Here is a 25703-nt window from a genome sequence, read left to right as displayed (position 1 = left end):
ATAAGTGGCAAGCTGCCCAACTTAAGCAACTGGCCAGCCGTTGCCGACGAAGCTTCATGCTTTTAAGAGTTTTTAACAAATACCCCCCACTCTTTAACGCCAGCCACAGGGAGCTGTATGCGCAAGGATTACCTGGCGTTCTTTGTTTCGCTGTTCCTCTCGCGGTTGGCGGACCAGATCCTGCTGTTCATCGTGCCCCTGATCGTATTCCAGACCACGCAGAGTGTAGCCTGGGCCGGACTGGCATTCTTCGTCGAGTCGCTACCGCGTTACCTGGCGTTCCCAGTGTGTGGCGCCTTGTGCGACAAGTTCGCGCCAGTGCGCCTGCTGCAGATCAGCCAGGTTTACCGGGCGCTGGCGTGTGTGCTCGCGGTGGTCTTGCATGGGGTGTTCGATGGCCTCTACTGGATTGTCCTGCTCTCGGCGTTGTGCGGGGTGCTGACGACCCAGGGCATCATGGCGCGGGAAGTGCTGATGCCGCACATCTTCGCGCACTACAGCTACGCCAAGACCCTCTCCTACTCGCAGATCGCCGACCAGAGCGGGCTGGTGCTGGGGCCGCTGGTGGCGGCGCTGATGCTGGAAGTCTGGGCCTGGCATTGGGTGGTGCTGGGAGTGGCCGGATTGTTTGTACTGGCCGACCTGGCGATGCGCGCGTGGCAACGCTCCAGCACGGCGCACCTGGAAACCTTCGAACAGCATCAGGATATCTGGCTACAACCCCTGAAGATTGCGTTCGGGCATATCCGCAGCCTGCCGGACTTGAAACGGATCATCACCCTGGCCGTGGGGGTGAACCTGATCATTGGCGTCACCTTGGCCACATCGGCGGCGATGGTCACCGGCCACTTTGCAGCAGACAAGGACGCCTATGCCCTGCTGCAGGCAGCGGGTGCACTGGTGACCATCGGCATTCTGTTTTATCTGGCCCGGGCCGGCCTGCCGTTGAAAGTGCTGGGTGGCTTGTCGTATTCGATGATCGGGATGGGGGCGTTGATCATGGCCGCAAGCCCCGGCGTATGGCTGTATGCCGTGGGTTTCCTGCTGGTAACCGGTTTCGACAAGATGTTCAACGTCTACCTGCGCAGCACCCGCCAGCGGGTGATTCCCGTGCAGGACTTCGGCAAGACCGTGGGCGTGATCACCCTGCTCAACAACCTGCCGCAACCCTTGGCGGGCCTGGCGGTGGCGTTGCTGGCGGCGCCGCTGGGGACGCAGGCGGTGATCCTGCTGTTGGCCGGGATCGCCGCATTGCTCGGTGTGGCCGTGGCCTCAGGCTGGCACGCCACTGTGAAAGCGGAACTCGATGTCGGGTGACTCGATCAGGTCCTGCTCGGTCGCCCTGACCCGCTCGATCACCTGGGCGATGTCCTTGGCGTCGCCGTACTGGTACGCCAGCTTCAGGTAACCCTGGAAGTGCCGCGCCTCGCTCTTCAGCAGCCCGAAATAGAACTTGCCGAGTTCTTCGTCCAAATGCGGCACCAGGGCTTCGAAACGCTCGCAACTGCGCGCTTCGATAAAAGCACCGACCACCAGGGTGTCCACCAGTTTCACCGGTTCATGGCTGCGCACCACTTTGCGCAAGCCCGAGGCGTAACGCCCGGCATGCAGCTGGCGCAGCTCGATCTTGCGCTTTTTCATCAGGCGCATGACCTGCTCGTGATGCACCAACTCCTCGCGGGCCAGGCGCGACATCATGTTGATCAGGTCGACATGGCTGTAGTACTTGGCGATCAGGCTCAGGGCGGTGCTGGCGGCTTTGAATTCGCAGTTCTTGTGGTCGATCAGCAGGGTTTCCTGATCGGCCAGCGCGGCCTGGACCCAGGCATCAGGGGTGCGGCAACCGAGGAATTCGTGGATTTCTGGCAGGTTCATCGGGCTCACGGGCAAAAGGATCACAAAAGGCCGGCGATTATACCGACCCCGCCGCAGACCACCAGCCACCGGCCTTGATGTGCATCAACATGACGTGCGCGCGCCAGCAACTATAGTTGTTCCAGGCCCCGCCCTTTTTTATGGAGATCCCGATCATGCAAGCCATCCGCAGCATTCTGGTGATCATCGAGCCCGAGCACTCGGAAAGCCTGGCCCTCAAGCGCGCCAAGCTGATCGCCGGGGTCACCGACGCGCACCTGCACTTGCTGGTCTGCGACAAGAAGCATGAGCACTCGGCGCTGCTGGCGCTACTCAAGGCGGGCCTGCAGGAAGACGGCTACCGCGTCAGCACCGAGCAGGCATGGAATACCAGCCTGCATGAAACCATTATCGACGTGCAGCAGGCCGAAGGCTGCGGGCTGGTGATCAAGCAGCATTTCCCGGACAGCCCACTGAAAAAAGCCCTGCTGACGCCGGCGGACTGGAAGCTGCTGCGCTATTGCCCGAGCGCGGTATTGCTGGTCAAGACGTCTACACCCTGGATGGGCGGAAAGATCCTGGCGGCGATCGACGTAGGCAATACCGATGGCGAACACCGTTCGCTGCACAACTCGATCATTGACCATGGCTTTGATATCGCCAACCTGGCCAAGGCGCAGTTGCATGTGATCAGCGCACACCCGTCACCGATGCTGTCGGCGGCGGACCCAACATTCCAACTCAAGGAAACCATCGAGGCGCGGTATCGCGAGCAATGCAGGACGTTCCAGGCTGAGTTCGATGTGGATGACAAGCACCTGCATATTGAAGAAGGCCCTGCCGATGTACTGATCCCCTACCTTGCCCACCAATTGCCGGCGGCGGTTACCATCCTCGGCACCGTGGGGCGCACAGGTCTTTCCGGGGCGCTGATCGGTAACACCGCAGAGGTGGTGCTGGATGCCCTGGAGAGTGATGTGCTGGTGCTGAAACCTGACGAAGTGATGGACCGCCTGGTGGAGCAGGCCACCAAGGCCTGATGCCGACCTTTCAAACAATGAAGATAAAAAATGTGGGAGGGGGCTTGCCCCCGATGAGGGTGTGTCAGTTGATACATCCCGGGCTGACACACTGCCATCGGGGGCAAGCCCCCTCCCACAGGGGTTATCCGTTGTCAGTTGGAAAACACATCACGCAGAAAGCCGGGCGCGATATAGCGCTGGTAATGCGCCTCGGACAGGATAAAGAACTCACGGTCAATCGCGTCGCGCAGGTCCGGCAACGGCCAATCGCGAAATTCCGGTAATAGCACCATCCCATACGCCTCCAGGTTGGAAATCACCCGCGCGCCCCGGGCGATCAACTGGTAGGCCCAGCAGTACTCGGACTGGTGCGGCACGAAGCGGATCTTGCGCTGTTCCAGCTGGCCGCGCAGGGTCTTGGGGTCGAACACCTCCAGTTTGCCGGCCATCACCTGCACCAACAGCTGCTCCAATCGCAGCCAGACCGCGCGTTTTTCTTCCTCGTTATAGCCATTCCACTGGATCACTTCGTGGTGGAAGCGCTTGCAGCCACGGCACACCACATCGCCGTAAACCGTGGAGCACAGGCCGACGCAGGGGGTCTTGATGGTTTGGTTGGACATGGGTAACGACACGCAGATCAGCAAAACAATGCGCCATGTTAGCCCTTTGTCTAAGCGTGATCACCCAGCAAACTTGGTCAGGCAACTTACCTTTAGAAATTTTTTGCCGTAGAATCATCCGGCCTTGTAAGGCGCCAATAATCCGCTGGAAGCTGTTTTCAAAGCGTCACGAGCACAGTCGTTCCTTCAGAACGGTGTTGGCGCGGGCCCTGACTCGGTAGGTCAAAGCCCTCGCCAACCCTCATCAGCTCCGTTCTGCAGGCGTAAAACTTTGAAAGCAGCTTCTGTGAGGAATGCCGGCAGCGCTGGCTTTGCGGCCCAAAAAGCCCCCGAGCGCATGCGTGCCGTTCATTTCTGGATGAGCGTCCCGTGGGACCACTGATGAGGGTAATAACTGTGCTTGAAGCCTACCGCAAACATATCGAAGAGCGCGCAGCCCTGGGTATTGTTCCCCAGCCGCTTAACGCCGAACAAACCGCAGGCCTGGTCGAGCTGCTGAAAAATCCCCCGGCTGGCGAAGAAGAATTCCTCGTTGACCTGATTACCAACCGCATTCCACCAGGCGTTGACGAAGCTGCCTACGTCAAGGCCGGTTTCCTGTCTGCCCTGGCCAAGGGCGAAGCCACTTCCCCCCTGATCGACAAGAAACGCGCCGTTGAACTGCTTGGCACCATGCAAGGCGGCTACAACATCGTGACCCTGGTCGAGCTGCTGGACGACGCCACACTGGCTCCCGTCGCCGCCGCCCAACTCAAGCACACCCTGCTGATGTTCGATGCGTTCCACGACGTGGCCGAAAAAGCCCGTAACGGCAACGAACACGCCAAAGCCGTGATCCAGTCCTGGGCTGACGGCGAGTGGTTCCGCAACCGCCCTACCCTGGCCGACAAGATCAGCCTGCGCGTATTCAAGGTGACCGGCGAAACCAACACCGACGACCTGTCCCCTGCGCCGGATGCCTGGTCCCGTCCCGACATCCCACTGCACGCCCTGGCCATGCTGAAAATGGCCCGTGAAGGCATTGTGCCGGACGAGCAAGGCAAGACCGGCCCGATGAAGCAGATCGAAGAAATGCGCGGCCAGGGCTTCCCGATCGCCTACGTCGGTGACGTGGTCGGTACCGGTTCCTCGCGTAAATCCGCGACCAACTCCGTACTGTGGTTCTTCGGCGACGACGTTCCGTACGTGCCGAACAAGCGCGCTGGCGGCTTCTGCTTCGGCAGCAAGATCGCCCCGATCTTCTACAACACCATGGAAGATGCCGGCGCACTGCCCATCGAATTCGACGTTTCCAACATCAACATGGGCGACGTGATCGACCTGTACCCGCATGCTGGCAAGGTCTGCAAACACGGCACCGACGAAGTCATCACCACCTTCGAAATGAAGACTCCGGTGCTGTTGGACGAAGTCCGCGCCGGTGGCCGTATCCCGCTGATCATCGGTCGCGGCCTGACCGACAAGGCCCGTGCCGAGCTGGGCCTGGGCCCAACCGACCTGTTCAAGCTGCCTGAAGCGCCTGTCGACACCGGCAAAGGCTTCACCCTGGCGCAGAAAATGGTCGGCAAGGCGTGCGGCCTGCCAGAAGGCAAAGGCGTTCGTCCTGGCACTTACTGCGAACCGAAGATGACCACCGTGGGTTCCCAGGACACCACCGGTCCGATGACCCGTGACGAACTGAAAGACCTGGCGTGCCTGGGCTTCTCGACCGACCTGGTAATGCAGTCGTTCTGCCACACCGCGGCCTATCCAAAGCCGATCGACGTGACCACCCACCACACCCTGCCTGACTTCATCATGACCCGTGGCGGTGTATCGCTGCGTCCAGGCGACGGCATCATCCACAGCTGGCTGAACCGCATGCTGCTGCCGGACACCGTGGGTACCGGTGGTGACTCCCACACCCGTTTCCCGATGGGCATCTCGTTCCCGGCCGGTTCCGGTCTGGTTGCGTTCGCCGCAGCCACTGGCGTGATGCCACTGGACATGCCGGAATCGATCCTGGTGCGCTTCAAAGGCAAGATGAAGCCTGGCATCACCCTGCGTGACCTGGTTCATGCCATTCCTTACTACGCGATCCAGTCGGGTCTGCTGACTGTAGAGAAGAAAGGCAAGAAGAACGCCTTCTCCGGCCGCATCCTGGAAATCGAAGGCCTGAACGACCTGACGCTGGAACAGGCTTTCGAGCTGTCCGACGCCTCGGCTGAACGTTCGGCTGCCGGTTGCACCATCAAGCTGTCGAAAGAGTCGATCACCGAATACCTGAACTCCAACATCACCCTGCTGCGCTGGATGATCGGTGAAGGCTACGGCGATGCACGCACCCTGGAACGTCGCGCCCAAGCGATGGAAGCCTGGGTCAAGAACCCTGAGCTGATGGAAGCCGATGCCGACGCGGAATACGCCGAAATCATCGAGATCGACCTGGCCGACATCAACGAGCCGATCCTCTGCGCACCGAACGACCCGGACGATGCCCGCCTGCTGTCGAGCGTTGCCGGCGAGAAGATCGACGAAGTGTTCATCGGTTCGTGCATGACCAACATCGGTCACTTCCGCGCGGCCGGCAAGCTGCTGGAGCAGGTCAAGGGTCAGTTGCCAACCCGTCTGTGGCTGTCGCCGCCGACCAAGATGGACGCTCACCAACTGACCGAAGAAGGCTACTACGGCATCTACGGCAAGGCTGGCGCGCGCATGGAAATGCCGGGCTGCTCGCTGTGCATGGGTAACCAGGCACGTGTTGAGCCGAATTCGACCGTGGTGTCGACGTCGACCCGTAACTTCCCGAACCGTCTGGGTGACGGCGCCAACGTCTACCTGGCTTCGGCCGAGCTGGCAGCGGTAGCTTCTACCCTGGGTCGCCTGCCGACCGTCGAAGAGTACATGGGCTACGCAGCGAAACTGGACACCATGGCCAGTGACGTCTACCGCTACCTGAACTTCGACCAGATCGCCGAGTTCCGCAAGATCGCAGCAAGCGCCAACATCCCGGTGATTCAAGCCTAAGGTGTTGATGTGAAAAAACGCCGCGTATCGTGAGGTACGCGGCGTTTTTTATGCCTGGAATGCAGTACAAATGTGGGAGGGGGCTTGCCCCCGATAGCAGTGGGTCAGCCAATAAATCCGGCACTGAGACACCGCGATCGGGGGCAAGCCCCCTCCCACATTTTTACCGCGTCAGGTTTAAGCGAAGAACGAATAGACCACCGCAGTAATCGCCACCAGGCCAACCGCCGTGACGAACACATTGGACGCCTGCCCCCGGTACTTGGCCATGGCCGGCACCTTGCGAATGGCATACATCGGCATCAGGAACAGAATCGAAGCAATGATCGGACCGCCCAGCGCCTCGATCATGCCGAGGATGCTCGGGTTCAACGTGGCAACGATCCAGCACACCACCAGCATGAACGCCGCCGTCATGCGGTCCAGGCGCTTGGCCTCAGGGCGACGACCGGTCTTCAGCACCAGCCCCTTGAGGCCTTCACTCGCACCGATGTAATGCCCCAGGAACGACTTGGCAATCGCCACGAACGCAATCAACGGCGCTGCGAACTCGATGGTCGGGTTATTGAAGTGGTTGGCCAGGTACGACAGGATCGACAGGTTCTGCGCCTTCGCTTCGGCCAGTTGCGCCGGCGACAGGGTCAGCACGCAGCTGAATACGAAGAACAGCACCATCACCACCATCAACAGGTGCGCGCGGGACAGGATCTGCGAGCTGCGTTCATCGGCGTGGGCGCCGTACTGGCGCTTCTGGTCCACCGCGAAGGCCGAGATGATCGGCGAATGGTTGAACGAGAACACCATTACCGGGATCGCCAGCCACAACGTGTTGAGCAGTGCGGACGGTGCGGGGATGACGCTAGCGGTGCTGAGGATGCCGCCGTTCCAGTGCGGAATCAGGTACACCGCCAGGAACAGCAACGCGACGATAAACGGATACACCATCAGGCTCATGGCCTTGACGATCACTTGCTCGCCGCAACGCACCACGGCCAGCAGGCCGAGGATCAGCACGAACGACAGGATCGCCCGGGGCGGTGGCGCAATGTGCAGTTGGTGTTCCATGAAGCTGCCGACCGTGTTGGTCAACGCCACGCTGTAGATCAGCAGGATCGGGAAGATGGCGAAGAAGTACAGCAAGGTGATCAGCGCACCGGCCTTGATGCCGAAGTGTTCTTCCACCACGTCGGTGATGTCGGAACCTTCACGGCCGGACAGCACGAAGCGGGTCAGGCCACGGTGGGCGAAGAAGGTCATCGGGAACGCCAGCAGCGCCAGGATCACCAGGGGCCAGAAGCCGCCCAGGCCTGCGTTGATCGGCAAGAACAGCGTACCGGCGCCAATGGCGGTACCGAACAGGCCAAGCATCCAGGTGGTGTCCTGGCGGCTCCAGCTTGTGAGGGTTGCAGGTGTCGTTGCATAGCGTTCGTCGACGCTATTGGCCTGATCATTCATCCGGTCGGATCTCCGCATTTACACGGCCGGGACGAGTCAGAAAAACCTGACAGGCAGCGCCCCGACCATAGAAGGGGCCGGATTGTCCGGGATTCTTCTGAAGAAGCAAAGACTTAGCTGAGGAACGGTGGTGCGGTGCACGCCCGCAGGAGCGGCTGTAGACGGCGGTTTTCGGGGCCTGTGGCTGAAGGCAGAATATACATTCCCACACCAATCTATTTTAGAATCACGGCTGTTACTGTAGTTTTCACACAACGCCCGCCGCTTATCCAGAGAGCCCTGCCATGCCTCGCGTCTCCCGCAAACAAGCCGATCTCAACCGCGAAATCATCGTCGAGGCCGCCACGCACCTGTTTCGTGAGCGCGGACTGCACGGTATCAGCCTATCAGACGTGATGGCTGCTGCCGGCCTGACCCACGGCGGGTTCTACGGGCACTTCGCCTCCAAGGAAGCCCTGGCCACCGAAGCCTGCCAACAGGCATTCGAGCACGCCAACCTGGGCTGGCAGGCCAAAATCGAGCACAGCGACGATCAACAGGCCGCGCGCCAGGCGGTGCTGGGGCCCTACCTGACCGCCACCCACCGCGACAACCCCGGCGACGGCTGCCCGGTCTCGGCTTTCGCCCCGGACATGTGCCATGAACCGGCCGATACCGCTTTGCAGCGCACCTTTATAGAAGGCGTTGAAAAGTCCCTGGAGATCTTCGCCCAACTCGAGGACGGTGACCGTCAAGCCATGCTGGCCCAGTACGCAATGATGGTGGGCGCAGTGACCCTGGCACGTGCGACACGGGGCAATAGCCTGTCGGACGAGTTCCTGAAGGCTGCAAGAAATGCCCTCCTGCCCGTTGACAGCCCTTCCCCCGTCCCGGCATGACCAGGCCATGAACTTTTTCCGGCTCGTCCTCACCCATACCACCACGACCGCTTCCGGCGGCGGGCAAGCGCAGTCGAGACCCGCTTCTGACCGCACAAATACCGCATACTCCTCCCCTCAAACCCTTCAGGAAGAGCCTTCCGATGACCGCCACTGTTCTGGTCCTGGTTGAAACCATCAACGAATACCTGCCCATCATCGAGGGCAATGACTTTCATGTGATCCTCGCGCCGACACCCGCCGAACGCGCCGAAGCCATCAAGGCCCACGGCAGCCAGATCAAGGCGGTGCTGACCCGTGGTCCGCTGGGCTTGTACGCCGAGGAAATCGCCGCCCTGCCCCTGCTGGAAATCATCTGCGTGATCGGCGCCGGCTACGAACACGTCGACCTGCAGGCCGCCAGCAATCGCGGGATCGTGGTCACCAACGGCGCCGGCGTGAATGCGCCGTCGGTGGCCGATCACGCCATGGCGTTGCTGCTGGCGCTGGTGCGCGGCATCCCGCAGACCGACGCCGCGGTGCGCCGCAGCGAATGGCCCAAAGTGATGCGCCCGTCCCTGGGCGGCAAACAATTGGGCATTCTCGGGTTGGGCGCCGTAGGTATGGAGATCGCCAAGCGCGCCGCCCTGGGGTTCGGCATGCAAGTGAGCTATCACAACCGCCAGCCCCGTGACGATGTGGACTACACCTACTGCGCCACCGCCGTTGAACTGGCGCGCACCTCGGACTTCCTGATCCTGGCCACGCCGGGCGGTGCCAGCACCCGCCACCTGATCGACCGCCATGCCCTGGATGCCCTGGGGCCGAATGGCTACCTGGTCAATATCGGTCGTGGCAGCGTGGTGGTCACCGCCGACCTGGTCGCCGCCCTGGAGCAGCGTCGCATCGGTGGCGCGGCGCTGGATGTGTTCGACGATGAGCCCAAGGTGCCCGACGCGCTCAAGAAACTCGGCAATACCGTGCTCACCTCCCACGTGGCCGGGCTGTCGCCGGAAGCGGCCCATGACACCGTGCAGCGCGTGGCCGACAACCTGGTGGAGTACTTTGCCGGCCGCCCGGTGCTCACTCCGGTCGCCCTGCCCCCGCCTACGAAATGACCGATCAGGCACGCTGATCATCCTCCAACACGCTAACCTATTAAGCCGCCCCGACCTTGTCGCTGGGCGGCTGTGCGCATTAGATTAGGAAATAGTCCGAGGCCTTTAGAATAAGCAGAAGGGATAAGCATGGCGCTGAACGACCAATCGACCCAGATTCGCCCAGGCGAAGAGCTTGATGCCAGCCTGATCGATCCCTACCTCAAGGCCCATATCCCGGGCCTGGACGGCACGCCCAGGATCAGCCAGTTTCCCGGTGGCGCGTCGAACCTGACCTACCTGTTGGAATACTCCGGCCAGGAATTCGTGCTGCGTCGCCCACCCTTTGGCCACAAGGCCAAGTCCGCCCATGACATGGGCCGCGAATACCGCATTCTCAACCAGCTCAAGGACGGTTTCCCCTATTGCCCCAAGGCCTATGTGCATTGCACTGACGAGTCGGTGATCGGTGCCGAGTTCTATGTGATGGAGCGCGTCAACGGCATCATCCTGCGCTCCGACCTGCCGCCCGAACTGGGCCTGGATGCGACCAGGACCGAGGCTTTGTGCAAAAGCTTCATCGACAAGTTCGTGGAACTGCACCAGGTGGACTACCACGCCTGCGGCCTGGCCGACCTGGGCAAGCCCGACGGCTACGTGGCGCGTCAGATCCGCGGCTGGAGCGACCGCTACGAGAAGGCCCTGACCCCCGACGCACCAAGCTGGGAAGCCGTACGCGCCTGGCTCGACGACAAGATGCCGGCCGATCACCCCACGTCCAGCATCGTGCACAACGACTACCGCTTCGATAACGTGATCCTCGACCCGCACAACCCGATGCAGATCATCGGCGTGCTGGACTGGGAACTGACCACTCTCGGCGACCCGCTGATGGACCTGGGCAACACCCTCGCCTACTGGATCGAAGCGGCGGACCCGGCGCCGGTGCAGTTGATGCGCCGCCAGCCGAGCAACGCCCCCGGCATGCTCACTCGCCGTGAGTTCGTCGACTATTACGCCGAACGCTCCGGCATCCAGATCGACAATTTCGACTTCTACTACACCTACGGCCTGTTCCGCCTGGCCGGCATCGTGCAGCAGATCTACTACCGCTTCTTCCATGGCCAGACCCAGGACAAACGCTTTGCGCAGTTCATTCACATGAACAAGCTGCTCGAGCAGATGAGCCTGAACGTCATCAGCAAATCGTCCCTTTAAGGAACCGCTATGTCCAAGACCCACCTGTTCGACCTCGATGGCAAGATCGCATTCGTTTCCGGCGCCAGCCGTGGCATCGGCGAGGCCATCGCCAAGTTGCTGGCCCAGCAAGGCGCCCACGTGATCGTCTCCAGCCGCAAGCTGGAAGGCTGCCAGCACGTCGCCGATGCGATCATCGCCGACGGTGGCAAAGCCACGGCCATCGCTTGCCATATCGGTGAAATGGAGCAGATCACCCAGGTGTTCGCCGGTATCCGCGAGCAGTTCGGCCGCCTGGATATCCTGGTCAACAATGCCGCGACCAACCCGCAATTCTGCAACGTGCTGGACACCGACCTCGGTGCGTTCCAGAAGACCGTGGACGTGAACATCCGCGGCTACTTCTTCATGTCCGTGGAAGCCGGCAAACTGATGCGCGAGAACGGCGGCGGCAGCATCATCAACGTCGCCTCGATCAACGGGATCTCGCCGGGTGTGTTCCAGGGCATCTACTCGGTGACCAAGGCCGCCGTGATCAACATGACCAAGGTGTTCGCCAAGGAATGCGCGGCGTTCGGCATTCGCTGCAACGCCCTGCTGCCGGGCCTGACCGACACCAAGTTCGCCTCGGCGCTGGTGAAGAACGATTCCATCCTGAAAATGGCCCTGGCGCAGATCCCGCTCAAGCGTGTGGCCGACCCGAGCGAGATGGCCGGTGCGGTGCTGTTCCTGGCCAGTGACGCGTCAAGCTACACCACCGGCGTATCGCTGAATGTGGACGGCGGTTTCCTGTCCTGAGTACACCTGGGTTTCTACAGATCGATTTGCGCGTAACCTTGGCGCAGATCGAACTGTCCCAGGATGAAACATGGAACTCCACATCGTCATCAACGGGCGCAAGGACCTGGCTGCCCAGCTTTATCAGCAGTTGCGTGAAGCCATCGCCACCGGCCGACTCGCGGCGGGCGCGCAATTGCCACCCAGCCGCCTGCTGGCCGAGCAATTGGGCGTATCGCGCAAGACCGTGTCCGACACCTACGCCACGTTGACCTATGAAGGCCTGCTGGTGGGCAAGATTGGCCGTGGCACCTTCGTCAATGCGTGGGCGCCACAGACGAATCGCGTGCAAACCGCCACCGACCTGGCCTGCGCCGCCAACCTGGCGAAATGGCAGGCACTGCCCTCGCCCATGCGTCATCCCACCCGCGACAGCACCTTGCGCTACGAATTTATCGGCGGTGCGACCAGCCGCCACCAGTTCCCCCTGGATGAATGGCGCCGCTGCACCCAGGACGCGCTGCGGCGCATTGCCCGGAACAGTGGCTTCTACAGCCAACCCGAAGGCTTGCCGGCGCTGCGCAGCGCAATCGCCGGGCACATCGCGTTCTCCCGTGGCGTCAACTGCCGCGACAGCGACATCGTGGTCACCAACGGCGCGCAACAGGCGCTGGACCTGATTGCCCGCGTGGTACTGGAACCGGGCAGCGTTGTGGCGATGGAAGACCCCGGCTACAGCCCCGCCCGCCAGATGTTCATGGCGGTGGGCGCCCAGGTCGCCAGCGTGCCGGTGGATGAACAGGGCATCCGGGTCGACCTGATTCCCGACGGCACACGGCTGATCTATGTGACGCCCTCCCACCAGTTCCCACTGGGCATGCCCATGAGCCTGGCGCGTCGTGAAGCCTTGCTGGCGCGGGCGTTCGAGCTGGGCGCGATCATTATCGAGGACGATTACGACAGCGAGTTCCGCTACGAGGGGCGGCCCACCGACTCGCTGCAAAGCCTGGACACCCGTGGTGTGGTGACCTATGTGGGCACCTTCTCGAAAACCCTGCTGCCCGAGTTGCGCCTGGGCTACGCGGTGCTGCCGCCGGCGATCTACGGCGCGGTGCTCAAGGCCAAGCAATTGACCGACCAGCACAGCTCCACTCTGCCCCAGTGGGCGTTGGCCAAGTTCATCAGCGAGGGCTACCTGCTCAAGCACATCCGCCGCTGCCACACGGTCTACGCCGGGCGCCGCGAGCGGATCCTGCAGCGCCTGGCGGGGGATCTGTCGCCGTGGTTCGAAGCGGTGCCGACCGTGGCCGGGTTCCACATGGCGGCGCTGTGCAAGGTGCCGGTGGACATGCCGCTGCTGATGGAGCTGGCGCGCCAGGCAGGAGTGGGCTTGTATCCCCTGGATGTGTTCTTCCACGATGCGCCGGTACGTCCTGGTCTGATCATCGGCTTCGGTGCCATCGAGGCCCTGGACATCGACCCGGCGCTGGATACGGTCCGCGATATTCTCCAGCAGATTGGCTAGCGGATTTTCCGCCGGATTGGTCATTGGTCACTCAGGCCCCGCGGCGTAGGGTGAAGAGGTCTCGAACTACTCGGAAACCTCATCATGAAACGACTGCTCGCCGCCTCCCTGATGCTCGCCTCGCTCTGCGCCGTGGCTCACGAACCGGTGTACAACCAGGAGTCGATCAAGGTCCTGCAGGAGCATGCGCTGGCCAATGTCCCGGGCAAGAAAACCCTCATGCTCACCGTCGATTACGCCCCCGGGCAGGCCACCGTGCCCCACAGCCACACCGGCACCGCCGTCGCCTATGTGCTGGAAGGCGCGATCACTTCACGGGTGAATGACGAGCCCGCGAAAACCTACAAGGTCGGCGAGTCGTTCTACGAGCCAGCGGGTTCCCGCCACTTTGAATCGAGCAATGCCAGCCAGACCAAGCCGGCCAGGTTGCTGGTGGTAATGGTGCTGGATGACAAGGCCGAGGTGCTTACCCCTCTGCCCAAGTAACCCACCTTTCTGATTTGTATCGGTCAGTGACTCAGGGGCGTTTGAACTGGCGGCGCAGGTCTTCGGTCCGCTCGCGACAAGCACAGCCTTCCAGGTGATCATTGACCATGCCCATCGCCTGCATCAACGCATACATCGTGGTCGGCCCCACGAACGTCCAGCCGCGCTTTTTCAAGGCCTTGGACAATCGCACCGAGGCCGGCGACGTGGGATTGCCCGTCCAGTAAGCCATGTCCACCACCGCCGGCCGTTCATCCTCATCGGGTTCGAACGCCCACAACCAGCGCGCCAGCGAACCGGTCTCGTCCACCAGCTCACACGCCCGGCGCGCATTGTTGATCGTGGACACGATCTTGGCCCGATTGCGCACAATGCCCGGGTCCTGCATCAACCGCGCGACATCCGCTTCGCCGTACTGCGCCACCCGCCGAAAATCAAAGCCTTCGAAGGCCACCCGGAACTGCTCGCGCTTGCGCAGGATGGTGATCCAGGCCATGCCCGCCTGAAAGCCTTCGAGGCAGATCTTCTCGTACAACTGGATATCGTCCGCCACCGGCACGCCCCATTCGGCGTCGTGGTAACGCGGGTACTCCGGCGCCGCCGTGCGCCAGGTGCAGCGGGTCTGCCCGGTTTCGTCAGTGGTCAGTCCTGGTGTGTCCATCCATCACCTCATGTGCCGAGCAGCGGATGATAAGCGAAAAAAATTCCGCCCTGCCAACCGCTCAAGCATCGCCGTTACCGACCAACTGGTCAGACCGGGACCTGTAAACCGCCAAATAATTGCTTGTGATTTCAAAAATACCGGGCGTAGACTGGCCCCGCACTGGACTTACCGGTAAGACCACAAAAATTAAGCCCTGGAACCACCAGGGCACCGAATAGAGATCCCTCCCATGCTCAGATGGTGCTCGCGTTCGATTTTCCTGCAAGTCGTGATTGGCCTGATGCTCGGCATCGCCTGCGGCCTGGCCCTTCCCGAATTCTCCTCGCAACTCAAACCCCTGGGTGACGGCTTTATCAAGCTGATCAAAATGCTGATCGGGCTGATCGTGTTCTGCGTGGTGGTCAGCGGCATTTCCGGCGCCGGCGACTTGAAGAAAGTCGGACGCATCGGCCTCAAGTCAGTGATCTACTTCGAGATCCTCACCACCGTTGCGCTGGTGATCGGCCTGGTCATGGCCTTCAGCACCGGCATCGGCCAAGGCGCCAATATCCACCTGGAACAATTGTCCTCCGCTGGTTTGAATGAACTGGCCGACAAGGGCCAGCACATCCGCGGCACCAGTCAGTTCCTGATGGACCTGATTCCCAACTCGGTCATCGGTGCCTTTGCCGACAACAACGTGCTGCAAGTGCTGCTGTTTTCGGTGCTGTTCGGCAGCGCGCTGAACCTGGTGGGCGAAGCGGCGTCGGGCATCTCGCGACTGATCAACGAACTGAGCCACATCATTTTCCGCATCATGGGCATGATCGTGCGCCTGGCGCCGATCGGTGTGTTCGGCGCGATCGCCTTCACCACCAGCACCTATGGCCTGGACTCCCTGCAACACCTGGGCAGCCTGGTGGGCCTGTTCTACCTGACGTGTCTTGCCTTTGTCGCACTGATCCTCGGCATGGTGATGCGCCTGTCGGGCCTGCGCATGTTGCCGCTGCTCAAGTACCTGCGTGAAGAACTGCTGATCGTCATGGGCACCGCTTCCTCTGACGCCGTATTGCCACAGATCATGCGCAAGCTGGAGCACCTGGGCATTGGCAGTTCCACCGTGGGCCTGGTGATTCCAACGGGGTATTCGTTCAACCTCGATGGGTTCTCGATCTACCTGACCCTGGCCATTGTGTTTATCGCCAACGCCACTGGTACACCCCTGTCGATGACCGACCTGCTGACGATCCTGCTGGTGTCGTTGATCACCTCCAAGGGCGCCCACGGCATTCCGGGGTCGGCGCTGGTGATCCTGGCGGCGACCCTCACCGCGATCCCGGCGATTCCGGTGGTGGGCCTGGTGCTGGTGCTGGCGGTGGATTGGTTCATGGGCATCGGCCGTGCATTGACTAACCTGATCGGCAACTGCGTGGCGACCGTGGCCATTGCTCGCTGGGAAAAAGACATCGATATCCAGCGCGCCAACAAGGTGCTGGACGGTCAGCAAGGCTATGCCTTCCAGGCCAAGAAGCCGGTATTACCGGCGCATCAAGAGTTCTGAAATGTGGGAGGGGGCAGCCCCCTCCCACACATCTATTTGCAAGAACAGGGAGACGCACGACGTGATCAGCACCTCAACCGTCGTCAATTCAGTCGTAGAAAAACTCCGCGCCGCCTTGGCACGTGGACAGTGGCGCCGGGGTGAAATGCTCCCCGGCCAACGCGAACTGGCCGAACAGATGGGCATCAGCCGCCCCAGCCTGCGTGAAGCGGTGATCGTGCTGGAGACCCTCGGCCTGGTGCGCTCCATGCCTGGCAAAGGCGTGGTGGTGCTGGAAACCAGCGTCAGCGAACCGCAATCCAGCGACGCGGTAGCCGACGCCAGCCTGGAAGACATCCTGCAACTGCGCTACACCCTCGAACCCTTCATTGTCGGCCTGGTAGCGCAGTCCATCAGCAGCAAGGAAGTCGGCCAACTGCGCCTGACCTTGATGGACATGCGCGAAGCCCTCGACGCGGGCGACGCCGAAGCCGGCATGAACGCCTACATCGGCTTTCACGAAGAGCTGTTCGCCCTTACCTCCAACCCGATCTTCCAGAACGTGGTGCAACAGACCAGCAATGCCCTCAAGCAAAGCGCCCAGGTACTGCGCAACTCGCCCGAACACCTGGCCGAACGCCTGCAGGAAAACGAAGCGGTAGTACGCGCCATCCGCAACAAGAACAGCGCCCTGGCCAGTGCCGAGATGCGGCGGCACATCCTTCAGGAAGGCCTGCGCATGGGTATTCGCTTGAACATCCCGGACGACCATCTGGGCAGCTGATTTTTTGGAGACAGGCCATGACCGCCCACGCCTTGCACTACGACCCTATCCTCCCGACCCTGCGCCTGGTCGCCGGTAAAAAGCCTTCAGTGGATGACATCTATCCGCGCTTGTTCGACGCCATCCTCGAACAGCGTATTGCCCCGGCCAGCCGTTTTACCGAAGAAGGCCTGGGCGAGACCTTTGGTGTGAGTCGCAGTGTGATCCGCCGGGTCCTGGCCAAGCTGTCCCATCAGCAAGTAATCATCCTGCGCCCCAACCAGCGTGCCCAGGTGGCAGCACCGGACGCACAACAGACCCGGGAAATTCTGGAAGCGCGGCGACTGACGGAAATCACGGTGGTGCAATTGGCCTGCGCCCAAGCCACTCCCGCGAAAATACGCCAGTTGCGCGACTTGATCACCAGGGAGCGCGAATGCATCGAGCGCGACCAGCGTGGGCCGGCGATTCGGTTATCCGGGGAGTTTCACCTGCAACTGGCAAAGATCGCCGGTAACGAGCCGCTTGCACAGTTCCTCAACAGCCTGGTGCCGCTGACGTCACTCGCAATCGCTCGCTATGAAGCGCAAGCCTGTACCTACTGCGCATGGCAGGAGCATGGGGCAATTGCCGACGCCATTGAACAGCAGGACGTCACCCGCGCCGTCAACCTGATGACCCTGCACCTGAATCACCTGGAAAGACAACTGAATCAATGACCACGCCCCTCACCCCCTAGGTATGTACCGCCCGGATACCGACCTGCTCCATACCCTGTGTCTGCACAACTAAAGTGCCTAATCACAGGTCATCATCATGTATGTAGATACTCAAACCATGCCTGCGCTGTTCGCGCTGCTCACACAGCTGAATGCGCAGAAAAGCCTACTGGGTGAAACAATCAATGGATCACTGGGACAACTGAATGAGATCGCGACAAAGATCGGCTTTGAACTGCTCGCGCTTGAGAGCTATGACAAAGCCGAGCTATGCCTGACGATTGCCGCCGCCCAAGGCAAGGCTCAAGCCCAGTACGCAATGGCAACCTGCGTTACCCGCCGGGATGGTGGTTTTCGCATTGCCTCGCAAGAAACTCGCCAATGGCTGAGGCTGGCGGCGGCTCAAGACTACGTCCCGGCACTGATGCGTTTGGGCGATACCCAATCCCTGCGCAAAGCCGCTGAAATACTCACCCCCAAGGCGGAGGCCGGAGATACTCAGGCCATGAGCTTCCTGTTTAAACTCGACAAGGATGTGAATTGGTTGAAAAAAGCCGTTGCCCTCAACGATTCTTCAGCGCAATTCGAGCTCGCCGAGGCCTATCACGATACTCCGCAACTGGTCCCCAACGCCGTGGAACGTCACGCACTGATCGAAGAGCTTCGGCAGAAAGCGGCCGACGGCGGTAGCGTGCCGGCGCTGGCTGAGCGTGTTTTCTCCCCTACGTCCACCGCAGACATTCTGGAAAAACAACAACGACTGGTCCAGCTCGCTTTATTGGGTCAACTCGATGCGTTGGTGGAATATGGGTATGCACTGGCAGGCATGCCGCATATCAACCAAGGGTTGTCCCTTGCCGTACAGCGACACACCGTGGCACCGCGGACGTACGGACTTGAAAGGGATTTCGCCAAGGCCTATGCAGTGCTGGGCATGGTTCTGCCAAAACTGACCAACCCCCTCGCGGCTGAAAACCTGCAACATGACATGGATGCTATTTGGCATCAAATGACGCCGCAACAGTATTCGGCCAGCGAAGCAATCCGCGTCAGCCTGCACGAACGGATAGAACACGTATTCAAATCCATCGCCCCCTTCATCATTGTGGGCGCACCGCATTGATCCCGGAACATCAGCGACATTGAAGGCCCCATAAAAAATCCCCGCATCATTGCATGCGGGGATTTTTGTTTTCTACGACGGATCAGCCGTTTAAAGCACCGACTGACCACTCAACGCCAGGTCCAGCAACTCACGGTTGGCCACCGCGTACATGGCGTAGTCCGTGCCGACCGCCGCACGGATTTCCACCATCATCGCCACCCAACGCTCGGCCATGTCCTTGTGCTGCTCAAGCCACAGGGCCACGCGGGCCTCCATGTCTTGTGGCGCGTCGGCCATTTGCAGGACGGAGATGGTGATCGCGCGTTGCTGCCAGTCCACATCGTCGCGGAACGCTTCGCGGGCCGCAGCCTGCCAGTTGTTGCCCACCGGCAGATCGCTGATCTGCTGCAGGTACCATGGCAAGTCCAAAGCGCTGCCAACGGCGAAGTAGGCCTTGGCCACTTCGGCGGCGTCATGCCCGGTCACGTCAGCGGCTTCGATGATCGGCAGCAAGGTGTACAGGTGGGTCGTACCTGCAACCATGCGCGCCAGCAGCTCCGGCACACCGGCTTCGGTGTAGGCCTGGTAGCGCTTCTGCCAGCCTTCGCGGGTCGGCCCTTCCAGCAGTTCGTCGAGCTTGAGGCCCAACGCGGCCAGGTGCGGTCCGAAGTGCGCGGTGTCTCGGCCTGCGTCCTGCTCGTTGCGACGACTGCGCAGGAACCAGCGCGTGGCGCGACGGCCCAGGCGCATCAGCTCGTCCATCAACTGCAATTGCACGTCGGCGGAGACCTGGTGGTCCAGGGCTTCTATTTGGCGGAACCAGTGCGGGAGGTGGAAGATGTCACGCACGATCACATAGGCGCCGGCCACGTTCGCCGGGCTCATGCCGGTCGACTCTTTGAGTCGCTGCACGAAGGTGATGCCCATGTGGTTGACCAGGTCGTTGGCGATCTGGGTGCTGACGATCTCGCGCTTGAGGCGGTGGCGACGCATGGCCTCACCGAACTTGGCCACCAGGCTCGGCGGGAACGCGGTCTCCATGTCGCGGGTCAGGTACTCGTCATCCGGTACCAGCGACTTGAGCAGCGCTTCCTTGAGGTCGATCTTGCTGTACGAGATCAACACCGACAGCTCCGGACGGGTCAGGCCCTTGCCGTTCGCGGCGCGCTCGGTCAGCTGCTCCTCGGTCGGCAGGTACTCGATGGCGCGGTCCAGCTTGCCACGGCCTTCCAGGTCGCTCATCAGGCGCTTGTACTCGGCAGCACGCTCGTAGGCACGGCGCGCTGCCAGGGACAGGGCCTGGGTCTGCTTGTAGTTGTTGCCCAACACCAGGTTGCCGACTTCGTCGGTCATGCTCGCCAGCAACTGGTTGCGTTGCTTGTCGGTCATGTCACCGGCCTGCACCACTTCGTTGAGCAGGATCTTGATGTTCACTTCGTGGTCGGAGCAGTCCACGCCACCGGCGTTGTCGATGAAGTCGGTGTTGGAACCGCCGCCATTGAGGCCGAATTCCACACGACCCAGCTGGGTCATGCCGAGGTTACCGCCCTCGCCCACCACCTTGCAGCGCAGCTCGTTGCCGTTGACGCGCAGGGCGTCGTTGGCCTTGTCGCCCACATCGGCGTGGCTTTCGCTGCTGGCCTTGACGTAAGTGCCAATACCGCCGTTCCACAACAGGTCTACCGGCGCCTTGAGCAAGGCATTCAGCAGTTCGGTCGGCGTCAGCTTGTCGGCCGAGATGTCGAAGCGTTCTTTCATCTGTGGCGAGATGGCAATGCTCTTCGCGCTGCGCGAGAAGATACCGCCGCCTTCGGACATGATGCTGGTGTCGTAGTCGGTCCAGGCCGAACGCGGCAGCTCGAACATGCGCTGGCGCTCGACGAAGCTGGTGGCCGGGTTCGGGTTCGGGTCGATGAAGATATGCAGGTGGTTGAAGGCCGCGACCAGTTGCAGCTTGTCGGACATCAATAGGCCGTTGCCGAACACGTCACCGGCCATGTCGCCGACGCCCACCACGGTGATACTGTCTTCCTGCACGTTGATGCCGCGCTCACGGAAGTGACGCTGCACGCCGACCCATGCGCCCTTGGCGGTGATGCCCATTTTCTTGTGATCGTAACCGGCGGAACCACCGGAAGCGAACGCATCGCCTAGCCAGAAGCCGTAGTCGATGGCGATGCCGTTGGCGATGTCGGAGAAGGTCGCAGTGCCCTTGTCCGCTGCTACCACCAGGTACGGGTCATCGTCGTCATGGCGCACGACGTTGACCGGCGGCACCAGGGCGCCGTCTTTCAGGTTGTCGGTGATATCCAACAGGCCGGAAATGAAGATGCGGTAGCAGGCGATACCCTCGGCCGCGATCTCGTCCCGGCTGCCGCCCAATGGCAGGCGACGCGGCAGAAAGCCGCCCTTCGCACCCACGGGCACGATGACCGAGTTTTTCACTTGCTGGGCTTTTACCAGGCCAAGCACTTCAGTACGGAAGTCTTCTTCACGGTCGGACCAGCGCAGGCCACCACGTGCGACGTTGCCGAAACGCAAGTGCACGCCTTCGACGCGTGGCGAGTACACAAAGATTTCAAACTTCGGCACAGGCTTGGGCAGTTCAGGGATCGCGTGCGGGTTGAACTTGAAGCTGAAGTACGACTTGTTCTGGCCGTTGGCGTCGGTCTGGTAGAAGTTGGTGCGCAGGGTGGCCTTGATCAGGTCCAGGTAGCGACGCAGGATGCGGTCTTCGTTGAGCACCTGGACATCGTCCAGGGCGGTGAGGATCGCTTGCTCCAGGCGCTGCTGCTTGTCTTCCAGGTCGTCGGCGGTGAGCTTGCGCGCCAGGTAGAAGCGGGTCTTGAACAACCGGGTCAACTCGCGGGCGATGTCGGTGTGGTTGTTCAGGGTGCTGGCGATGTAACCGAGGTCGAAGCCCAGGCGGATCTGCTTGAGGTAACGGGCGTAGGCACGCAGCAGCGCGACGTCGCGCCATGGCAGGCCAGCGGTGAGCACCAGGCGGTTGAACGCATCGTTCTCGGCGTCGCCATGCACGATGTGCACGAACGCGTCCTGCAGGGTGTCGTTGAGTTGCTGGATATCCAGGTTCACGCCTTCGGCGGCGATGAACGCGAAGTCATGGATCCAGAACTCACGGCCATTGGCATGACGCAGACGGTACGGGAACTCACCCAGCACGCGCAGGCCGAGGTTTTCCAGGATCGGCAGCACGTCGGACAGCGCCAGCGGGGTGTCGGCGTGGTACAGCTTGCAATGCAGCTCGCGTTGGCCGGAGACCTGGCCCAGCGGCTGATAGAAGCTCATCACCAGCGGGTTGGCTTCGGTGAGGCTGAGCAAGTGCTGCATATCGACCACCGCCGAGTGCGCGGCAAAGCGCTCGCGGTAACCGGCCGGGAAGCCTTTCGGGAAGTCCGCCAGCACATTGGTGCCGTGGGCTTCGCCAAAGCTTTCCACCACCAGACTGGAGTAGTCGTCCTGCCAGCTGCGGCAGGCCTGCACCACTTCCTTTTCCAGTTGCAGCGGGTCGATATCCAGGCGGTTCTTCGGGTCAACCCGCAGAATCAGCTGCACACGGGCCAGCACGGATTCGGAGAAGAAGGTCCAGAACTCGCAGTCCGACGCCTTCAGGCGATCCATCAATACTTGCTGGATCTTCTGGCGCACTTCGGTGGAATAGATGTCGCGTGGCACGTAGGCCAGGCAGTAGCAGAAACGACCGTACGGGTCTTTGCGCAGGAACACGCGAATCTTGTTGCGCTCCTGGATCTGCACGATCGACATCACAGTGCTGAACAACTCGTCGACCGGGGTCTGGAACAGGTCGTCACGGGGCAGCACTTCAACGACCTGGGCCAGTTCCTTGCCCAGGTGCGCCTTGGGCTGGAAGCCCGAGCGGCGTTCGATTTCCGCGACCTTGCGGCGGATGTATGGAATGACCCGTACGCTTTCGCCATACACCGAGGAGGTGTACAGGCCCATGAAGCGGTGTTCCTTGATGACCTTGCCGTCGGCGTCGATCTCACGGATCGACACGTAGTCCGGGTAGGCCGGGCGGTGCACGCGGCTCGGGTGCGCGGCCTTGGCGAAGGACAGCACGGTTGGCTCACGCAGGTAGGCCACGGCGTAATCTTCGATGCGCAGATCGTCGGCGGTGAGGCCGGCGCGCAGCAGCTTGGTCAGACCGAGGAAGGAACCGGCGTCATATTCGATATGACCGCCGTCCGCCTCGTCACGTACCACGAACTCTTCATAGCCGAGGAAGGTGAAGTGGTTGCCCACCAGCCATTCCAGGAAGTTCTTGATCTCGGCTTTTTCTTCGCCGTCGATAGCGAACTGGCTTGCGTCGATACCGGCCAGCAGGTCCTGGACCTTGGCTTTCATCGGTTCGAAATCGGCCACGGCCACGCGCACTTCGCCCAGCACCTGCTCAAGCTCTTTGCTCAGCACGTTCAGTTCGGCGGCGTTGGCGCAACGATCGATTTCCAGGTACATCAGCGATTCTTGCTGGATGCCTTCGCCCTGGGTGCCTTTGGGCAGGATTTCCAGCAACTCGCCCTTGGCGCCACGGCGTACGCTGAGCACGGTGGTCTGCAGGGTGTGGATGCTGTAGCCACGGCGGTTCAGCTCGGTGCGGACCGAGTCCACCAGGAAGGGCAGGTCATGGTGCAGCACTTCGACCGCGGTGTGGGTCGACTGCCAGCCATGACGTTCGTAATCGGGGTTGTAGACCCGCACTTGCGGTTGGGTGTGGTCAAAGCGCTCAAGCAGGCGCCACGCAGAGAGGGTGCAACCGGCCAGGTCGGAAAGGCGACGCTGGGTCAGTTCGTCCAGGGAAATGATGCCGAAGAATTGTTCAGCGAACAGCGCCACTTGTGGCAGTGCCTGTTCACTGATGTGCTGCGCCAGTGCCGCTTGCAGTTGATGCTGGAAGTCGGCCTTGCTGGCTGCGGTGAAAAACGCCATCTGTGGTACTCCGCTTGGGCTTGTTATTGATGGAAGCGTCGCGTGTTATCCCCTTGCGGGGAGACCGTCAGCGCTGTTCGCTGGGTGACGAGTTAAGCACCATAAACGAATCAGGGTGACAGGTGGGTGAAGCTGGACAAGACAATGAGGTCACATACAACGTCCATAAGATGTGCACCTTGCCGGGTGACGGTACGACGGGCAGGTCAGGCGCCAGGCTCATGCACATCCGTTGTGCAGCTTAACGAGTGTGGGAAGCCAGCTGCTTGCGACGCTGCGACATATTCGGTCATCGGCAAGCAGGCGCCGGGTTGCGACTTGGGCAACCCATCATTTCCGGGAGAAAAACCGGCTATTTCCACGCCGGCGAGTATTAGAAATGACCGATATTGCCCCCCAGGTCATGCACGAGGTCTGACACAGGAAGCAGCACAAAATTCGCCGCAATGGCACAATTGCGCGCATTACGCCCTCCCCCAGACAGGATTGCCCATGCTGCAACTGAAAACCGACGCCCTGATGGCCACGCCGTGCGACGACGAAGAAGACAACATGGCGATGCTCTGCTGCCACGGCAAGAACGGCGAAATGTTCATGCTGACCCGCTACCCGGATGAGGACGAAGTGGAACTGACCTGGGATTACGAGCCCTCGACGCTGGATGGGCTGAAGGTCACGCTCAGTGACACTACCCTGCTGGTCGAATTGGCTGCCGGGGATGCCGATGCCTTGGGTGGCAAGGACCAGCTGGAGATTACCCACGCCACGGCGGCGTCGGATATGGCCGAAGTCGAGCAAACCCTGCAAAACATCCTGAAAGGCACCGGCACTTTCACCCGAATTTAAGCGGCACCCACAATCAAATGTGGGAGGGGGCTTGCCCCGATAGCGGCGAACCAGTTCCTGCATCTGCGTGTGACCCACTGCAATCGGGGGCAAGCCCCCTCCCACATCGACCGCGTTCCCACACAAATTTCCTACAAGATTTGCCAAAAATACCCGTCACGCCGTTAGTCGCCACCCCCCTCGATGCATTAAAGTAGACGCCCCAGGTCTTGGCATTTTTCACAACGCCAAGGCTCATCTCTCCAGGAACCGTCATCGATGGAACATCGTGAAGCGCTGCTTGCGCTGCGAACCTTTCTTTCTACGCAGATTCTCGGCCAGGAAAAACTCATCGATCGCCTGTTGATCGCCTTGCTCGCCGACGGCCATATGCTGGTGGAAGGCGCGCCGGGCCTGGCCAAGACCAAGGCCATCAAAGAGTTGGCCGAAGGGATCGAAGCGCAGTTCCATCGTATCCAGTTCACCCCCGACCTGTTGCCCGCCGACATCACCGGCACCGAGATCTATCGCCCGGAAACCGGCAGCTTCGTGTTCCAGCAGGGCCCGATCTTCCACAACCTGGTGCTGGCGGACGAAATCAACCGCGCCCCGGCCAAGGTGCAATCGGCGCTGCTGGAAGCCATGGCCGAGCGCCAGGTCAGCGTCGGGCGCAGTACCTATGACCTGTCGCCGCTGTTCCTGGTGATGGCCACGCAAAACCCCATCGAACAGGAAGGCACCTACCCCCTGCCGGAGGCCCAGCTCGACCGTTTCCTGATGCACGTCAAGATCGGCTTCCCCGACGCCGCCGTGGAGCGACGCATCCTGCAACAGGCCCGTGGCGAAGCGCTCAACGGCGAAACCAAGCCGGAACGCCGCGTCAGCCAGCAGGCGATCTTCGCCGCACGCAAGGAAATCCTCGGCCTGTACATGGCCGACGCGGTGGAGGAATACCTGGTGCAACTGGTCATGGCCACGCGCACGCCGGCCAAATTTGATCCTGAGATGGCCGAGTGGATCGCCTACGGCGCCAGCCCTCGCGGCTCCATCGCCCTCGACCGCTGCGCCCGCGCCCATGCCTGGCTGGCCGGTCGCGACTTCGTCAGCCCGGAAGACATCCAGGCGGTGCTGTTCGACGTGCTGCGACATCGCATCATCCTGTCGTTCGAAGCCGAAGCCGCCGGCATCGACCAGGACCGCGTGGTGCAACGCATTCTCGACGTCGTTGCCGTCGCTTGAAC

At 61.3% G+C, this 25703-nt stretch carries 20 protein-coding genes; 15 read left to right on the top strand and 5 right to left on the bottom strand.

All coding sequences use genetic code 11. The features are described 5' to 3' along the window. Positions 1–117 precede the first annotated feature (117 nt). Entirely contained in the window at positions 118–1317 is a 1200-nt protein-coding gene (locus K5K89_RS14365; protein WP_102592592.1) for an MFS transporter, read from the top strand. Here the strand turns inward: K5K89_RS14365 and K5K89_RS14360 are convergent. Continuing rightward, a complete protein-coding gene (locus K5K89_RS14360; protein ID WP_071487932.1) occupies positions 1273–1875 on the bottom strand; it encodes a tRNA-(ms[2]io[6]A)-hydroxylase in 603 nt (200 codons plus the stop codon). The two genes, K5K89_RS14365 and K5K89_RS14360, sit on opposite strands and share 45 nt — an antisense overlap. 155 nt (positions 1876–2030) lie before the next feature. On the opposite strand from K5K89_RS14360, the gene K5K89_RS14355 reads away from it, so the two are divergent. Continuing rightward, complete coding sequence (locus K5K89_RS14355) at positions 2031–2894, top strand: universal stress protein (protein WP_102592593.1); 864 nt, start codon at positions 2031–2033, stop codon at positions 2892–2894. 134 nt (positions 2895–3028) lie between these two features. Here the strand turns inward: K5K89_RS14355 and K5K89_RS14350 are convergent, their stop codons facing one another. Beyond that, positions 3029–3499 carry a DUF1289 domain-containing protein gene (locus tag K5K89_RS14350; protein ID WP_071487934.1) on the bottom strand — a complete coding sequence of 157 codons (471 nt, stop codon included), beginning with the start codon at positions 3497–3499 and terminating at the stop codon, positions 3029–3031. A gap of 396 nt (positions 3500–3895) precedes the next feature. On the opposite strand from K5K89_RS14350, the gene acnB reads away from it, so the two are divergent. Then, on the top strand, positions 3896–6505 hold the full coding sequence (acnB, locus tag K5K89_RS14345; RefSeq protein ID WP_071487935.1) for a bifunctional aconitate hydratase 2/2-methylisocitrate dehydratase: 2610 nt from the start codon (positions 3896–3898) through the stop codon (positions 6503–6505). 177 nt (positions 6506–6682) lie between these two features. Here the strand turns inward: acnB and K5K89_RS14340 are convergent, their stop codons facing one another. Then, entirely contained in the window at positions 6683–7960 is a 1278-nt protein-coding gene (locus K5K89_RS14340; protein WP_071487936.1) for a serine/threonine transporter, read from the bottom strand. 284 nt (positions 7961–8244) lie between these two features. Between K5K89_RS14340 and K5K89_RS14335 the strand changes: the two genes are divergently transcribed. The 6 genes from K5K89_RS14335 to K5K89_RS14310 all read left to right on the top strand — a co-directional run bounded on the left by K5K89_RS14335 (position 8245) and on the right by K5K89_RS14310 (position 13899). Further along, complete coding sequence (locus tag K5K89_RS14335) at positions 8245–8838, top strand: TetR/AcrR family transcriptional regulator (protein ID WP_093513374.1); 594 nt, start codon at positions 8245–8247, stop codon at positions 8836–8838. Positions 8839–8981: 143 nt separating this feature from the next. Then, complete coding sequence (locus tag K5K89_RS14330) at positions 8982–9935, top strand: 2-hydroxyacid dehydrogenase (protein WP_071487938.1); 954 nt, start codon at positions 8982–8984, stop codon at positions 9933–9935. Between the two features lie 129 nt (positions 9936–10064). Further along, positions 10065–11132: a phosphotransferase family protein gene (locus K5K89_RS14325; protein ID WP_222539579.1), complete on the top strand. Its 1068-nt coding sequence runs from the start codon at positions 10065–10067 to the stop codon at positions 11130–11132. Between the two features lie 9 nt (positions 11133–11141). Further along, the gene (locus tag K5K89_RS14320; RefSeq protein ID WP_071487940.1) at positions 11142–11909 is read left to right on the top strand and encodes an SDR family oxidoreductase; all 768 of its coding nucleotides are present in this window, start codon (positions 11142–11144) and stop codon (positions 11907–11909) included. 70 nt (positions 11910–11979) lie between these two features. Continuing rightward, positions 11980–13413, top strand: a complete 1434-nt coding sequence (locus tag K5K89_RS14315) for a PLP-dependent aminotransferase family protein (RefSeq protein WP_222539578.1) — start codon at positions 11980–11982, stop codon at positions 13411–13413. 84 nt (positions 13414–13497) lie between these two features. Then, positions 13498–13899: a cupin domain-containing protein gene (locus K5K89_RS14310; RefSeq protein ID WP_222539577.1), complete on the top strand. Its 402-nt coding sequence runs from the start codon at positions 13498–13500 to the stop codon at positions 13897–13899. 31 nt (positions 13900–13930) lie between these two features. On the opposite strand, the gene K5K89_RS14305 is transcribed toward K5K89_RS14310, so the two are convergent. Further along, positions 13931–14560 carry a DNA-3-methyladenine glycosylase I gene (locus tag K5K89_RS14305; protein ID WP_222539576.1) on the bottom strand — a complete coding sequence of 210 codons (630 nt, stop codon included), beginning with the start codon at positions 14558–14560 and terminating at the stop codon, positions 13931–13933. Positions 14561–14777: 217 nt separating this feature from the next. Between K5K89_RS14305 and K5K89_RS14300 the strand changes: the two genes are divergently transcribed. The 4 genes from K5K89_RS14300 (at position 14778) to K5K89_RS14285 (ending at position 18687) form a co-directional block, all read left to right on the top strand. After that, positions 14778–16103 (top strand): C4-dicarboxylate transporter DctA, encoded by a 1326-nt coding sequence (locus tag K5K89_RS14300; protein WP_172963357.1) that lies wholly within the window; start codon positions 14778–14780, stop codon positions 16101–16103. 61 nt (positions 16104–16164) lie between these two features. Further along, entirely contained in the window at positions 16165–16866 is a 702-nt protein-coding gene (locus tag K5K89_RS14295; RefSeq protein WP_012724653.1) for a FadR/GntR family transcriptional regulator, read from the top strand. A gap of 17 nt (positions 16867–16883) precedes the next feature. Then, complete coding sequence (locus K5K89_RS14290; protein ID WP_071487945.1) at positions 16884–17564, top strand: GntR family transcriptional regulator; 681 nt, start codon at positions 16884–16886, stop codon at positions 17562–17564. Positions 17565–17661: 97 nt separating this feature from the next. After that, the gene (locus K5K89_RS14285) at positions 17662–18687 is read left to right on the top strand and encodes a hypothetical protein (protein WP_222539575.1); all 1026 of its coding nucleotides are present in this window, start codon (positions 17662–17664) and stop codon (positions 18685–18687) included. 90 nt (positions 18688–18777) lie between these two features. Here the strand turns inward: K5K89_RS14285 and K5K89_RS14280 are convergent, their stop codons facing one another. Then, a complete protein-coding gene (locus K5K89_RS14280) occupies positions 18778–23637 on the bottom strand; it encodes an NAD-glutamate dehydrogenase (RefSeq protein WP_222539574.1) in 4860 nt (1619 codons plus the stop codon). Between the two features lie 492 nt (positions 23638–24129). Here K5K89_RS14280 and K5K89_RS14275 point away from each other — a divergent pair, with 492 nt between their 5' ends. Together K5K89_RS14275 and K5K89_RS14270 are read left to right on the top strand one after the other, a co-directional pair. After that, complete coding sequence (locus K5K89_RS14275; RefSeq protein ID WP_071487948.1) at positions 24130–24483, top strand: hypothetical protein; 354 nt, start codon at positions 24130–24132, stop codon at positions 24481–24483. Positions 24484–24741: 258 nt separating this feature from the next. Then, a complete protein-coding gene (locus tag K5K89_RS14270; protein WP_003174327.1) occupies positions 24742–25701 on the top strand; it encodes an AAA family ATPase in 960 nt (319 codons plus the stop codon). Positions 25702–25703: the final 2 nt, after the last annotated feature.

It is taken from the genome of Pseudomonas sp. DR208 (genome assembly GCF_019823005.1).
Taxonomy (GTDB): domain Bacteria; phylum Pseudomonadota; class Gammaproteobacteria; order Pseudomonadales; family Pseudomonadaceae; genus Aquipseudomonas; species Aquipseudomonas extremorientalis.
This window is presented reverse-complemented; position numbering and strand designations above follow the sequence as displayed.